1 protein-coding gene and 2 pseudogenes are annotated in these 3,798 nt (G+C 59.8%); all 3 read right to left on the bottom strand.

Going from position 1 to position 3,798, the window contains the following annotated elements; all coding sequences use genetic code 11:
• Nucleotides 1-503: pseudogene (locus AB4043_RS17795) on the bottom strand (hypothetical protein); the annotation flags it as partial.
• A gap of 276 nt (nt 504-779) precedes the next feature.
• Nucleotides 780-2,525, bottom strand: coding sequence for a malto-oligosyltrehalose trehalohydrolase (gene treZ, locus AB4043_RS17790; protein WP_442300562.1), 1,746 nt, complete (start codon nt 2,523-2,525; stop codon nt 780-782).
• Between the two features lie 3 nt (nt 2,526-2,528).
• Nucleotides 2,529-3,798 (bottom strand): annotated as a pseudogene (locus AB4043_RS17785) (malto-oligosyltrehalose synthase); the annotation flags it as partial.

Here is a 3,798-nt window from a genome sequence, read left to right as displayed (position 1 = left end):
GCTGCGTACCGGCGGAAGATTGTCTTCGGTGTCGTCGTAATCTCGACAACCTTCTGGCCCTGCTTGATCGTGATAGAGCCGCCGTTCACGGCGTTGACCAGACCGCCCGATCCACGACGAGCCCAATCCGCCTGGGTTGCCGCATTGCGCTGTGCGATATCGCCAGACTTCATGAGGACCACGCGAACAGCCGTGATCGCGGAAGCGTCACCCGGGCCGCTGGCAAGCACGCGGTCTCCGGCAGTGATATCAGAGGCTGTGGCCGGCTGTGCGGTCTTCAGGTCAGTGCTCCCGGGCGCGAGCTGCACTACTTTGGTAGCGTCAGCAAGGGTCACGGTCACCGTTGCTCCCTTGTCTGTCGCCACCGTCACTGTCTTCCCATCGATACTCTTCACGGTGCCGAGGGCCGATGCATTCTGGGCTACAGCGCAGGGCGAAACGGTCATTACCACCGCAGTCGCGGTGAACAGAGTCGCCAGAAAATCTCTCTTGGTTGCGAACATAGCCTAATCCTCGAACGGGACACCACACACAGTCGGCTGGATCGCACAAAACGACGTGCCGCACTGCAGTTGGGGAGTCTGCAGGGATTACGGTCGAACCGTCGCCTAAGTTTCATGAAATTTCTGGGGAAATTACGCTGAAACCTTCCGGGGAAGCGCTCGTCTAAAGCGTTTTCTCTGTTGCCGGGGATCCGGAAAGGGACTTGCAGTGGCGTTTCATTGCAGAAACGCCCATCGGATGCGGAAGCCTTCACGTATACCCACAGGGAAAATACTCTAACTGCGCCGCAGAACGGCCGTTGCCCCATCGTGCAGCGTTAGTGTACCGCTCTCGAGAGTGCACGTGCCGGAGGAGAGAACCAGTTCGGTAACGGGAGGGACCGAAAGCCGCACCGGTTGACGACCCAGGTTCACCGCCACCGTGACCGCTTCCCGGTGCATCATGAGCCATCCCTGCTGCTCATCGAACTCGACGCGACAGGTTCCCGGCGAGCCGTCCTCAAGCTCCGGCAGGGAGCGCCGTAGCCGGATCAGGTCCTTGTACCAGGTCAGCATCTGCGCATGTTCCCCGGTTGCGGTCTCCTCCCACCGAAGACAGCTGCGCTCGAAGCTCGCACGCTCGACGGGATCGGGTACGTCCTCCGGCTTCCATCCAAAGGCTGCGAACTCACGCCGCCGGCCTTCGCTCACCGCGCGGGCCATCTCCGGCTCTTCATGGTCGGCGAAGTAAAGGAAGGGTGTGGATGCGGCCCACTCCTCGCCCTGAAAGAGCATCGGCACAAATGGCCCCAGCAACATCAGAGCCGCGGCGGCACGGGCACGGTCTATTCCGGCAATCGCCGCAACCCGATCACCCTGAGCACGATTTCCTATCTGGTCGTGGTTCTGGATATAGCCCAGAAAACGATGCCGATCCAGAGTCCCAGCGGGCCGTCCATGGATGCGGTTGCGATGACGCGAATAGATGCCGTCGTACACGAAGACCTCTTCCAGCGCCTTGGCCAGCTTTGCCAGGCCACCAAAGTCTTCGTAGTAGCCGCGTGTCTCGTGCGGTGCAACAGCGGTAAACAACGCATGGTGAAAATCATCGCTCCACTGCGCGTCGATGCCGTAACCGCCTGCCTCGCGCGGAGTGACGATGCGCGGGTCGTTCAGGTCGCTCTCGGCGATCAACGCGAGTTGCCGGCCGGTAGCGGAGCTGAGATGCTCTGCCTCGGTAGCAAGTTGTTCCAGGAAGTGAATCGCGGAACGGTCTACAAAGGCGTGAACAGCGTCCAGACGCAGACCATCCATGTGGAAGTCGCGCATCCACATCAGTGCATTGTCGAGAAAGAAGCGCCGCACCTGGTCCGCTCCCCACTCTTCGAAGTTCACCGCACCGCCCCAGGGTGTGTGATGCGTATCCACCAGATACGGGCCGAATTTACCGGTGTAATTCCCCACCGGACCGAAGTGGTTGTAGACAACATCCAGCAGCACTGCCAGCCGCTTGCCATGAGCCGCATCCACGAAGCGCTTCAACGCATCCGGACCGCCATACGGCTGATGCACGGCATACAACGCCGCACCGTCATATCCCCAGCCAAAGACACCCGGAAACGCGGCCAGCGGCAACAGCTCCACATGGGTAATACCCAGCTCAACCAGGTGATCGAGCCGCGCGATCGCGGAGTCCAGTGTGCCTTCCGGGGTAAAGGTGCCGATATGCAGTTCGTAGATGACCGCGCTTGAGAGCGGCGGCGCCTGAAAGCCTTTATCGGTCCAGGCAAAGGCGGCCTGATCGTAGACACAGGACAGGCCATGGACACCATCCGGCTGCCACAACGATCGTGGATCAGGCCATAGCTGATCGTCATCGTCTATGGCAAAGCCATAGCGCGTACCAGCCCCGGCATCGGGAGCTTCCAACCTCCACCAGCCATGATCGTCCACCTCCCGGGGTGGTTGCATCTCGTGAAGTCCATCATGAAGATGCAGACGGACGCGAGAGGCGCGCGGCGCCCATACTTCAAACCGATGCATGCCTTACTCCCGTACCAGCAGCGCTACGGGGAAGCGCTGCAGGAAGCTGGCGGTCTTCTGCCGTCCGCCATGTTCTATCTCGCCGGTCAGCACATTCTTCCAGCGGCCCTCGGGGACCTCGACCGTTGTGCCTGCCCAGCTATCTCCAAGCTTAATGCGCCAACGAGGTGCCAGTGTGATGACACTGTGATTCCGCAGATACGCGATGATGTGCGCCGCCTTCGGCCCCTGCACCTCCAGTGGCGTATATGCCGCAGTGGGTCCGAACCACTCCGGATGTTCCTTCCGCAGCAATAGCAGCTTGTGGATCAGCCACAGCTTGGGCAGGCCTTCTTCGCTGCGTTCCATCATCTCTTCAGGAGAGAGCGACTGTACCTCCTGGAGGAGACGGCGGCGGAGGTCGTAGTCCACCGGTCGGCGATTGTCGGGGTCTACCAGCGAATAGTCCCAGAGCTCTCCGCCCTGGTAGAGATCGGGCACTCCTGGAGCCGTGTATTTCAGCAGTGTCTGCGTCAGCGAGTTCATCCATCCGGCCTCGCGGACACGTTCCACCATCTGCTCCAACTCATTTACGAAAGGCTGGTGCTCGAGAATCCGTTCGATGAAGCGATGCAGTGCATCTTCATATTCACGGTTATTGTTCGTCCAGGTGGTGTGCTGCTTCGCCTCGCGCATGGCCTTGTCCATGTATGCCGTCAGACGTTTCTTGTTGATCGGCCACGCACCGATCATCGTCTGGTAAAGAAAGTACTCGGTATTGCGATCGGGATACCGCTCGCCGCGGAATTCTGTATTCATGCGAGACCAGCGGTTCAGCGCGGCACGCCACCGCGCCGGAATCTCTGTCAGCACAGCCAGACGCGCGCGCACATCGTCTGCACGTTTCGTATCGTGCGTGGAAAGCGTCGTCATCGTCTGCGGATGCGTCTGCTGTATGGTCGCGCAGTAGTGGTGAAACTCTTCCACACTGATGCCATTATGCGCCGGATCCGCGCCCACTTCATTCAACCCGATCATGCGGTTATAGGTGTAGAACGCTGTATCTTCCACTCCCTTGGCCATCACCGGCGAGGTGAACTGCTGGAAGCGCATGACGAACTCATTCTCGCGGAAGCCGCGCACCTTTAGCGTAAGTACATCGCCGACAAAGTCAAAGAGACCTGGGTCAAGATCAGGGCGCCGGCGCTTGGCTTGATTGATGGCCTGCCAGACACGGTAACGGTCTTCATCGGTAATGTTGTCTCGATCGGTGGCGACATAGGTACGGTAGACC

The sequence above is a fragment of the Terriglobus sp. YAF25 genome (assembly GCF_052113305.1).
Lineage (GTDB): Bacteria > Acidobacteriota > Terriglobia > Terriglobales > Acidobacteriaceae > Terriglobus.
Note: the sequence above shows the minus strand (reverse complement) of the source record. Positions and strands in the feature narration are given on the sequence as shown.

Coding starts and splice junctions, on each gene's coding strand:
- treZ (WP_442300562.1), bottom strand. CDS start 2,525: ATGCATCGGTTTGAAGTATGGGCGCCGCGCGCCTCTCGCGTCCGTCTG.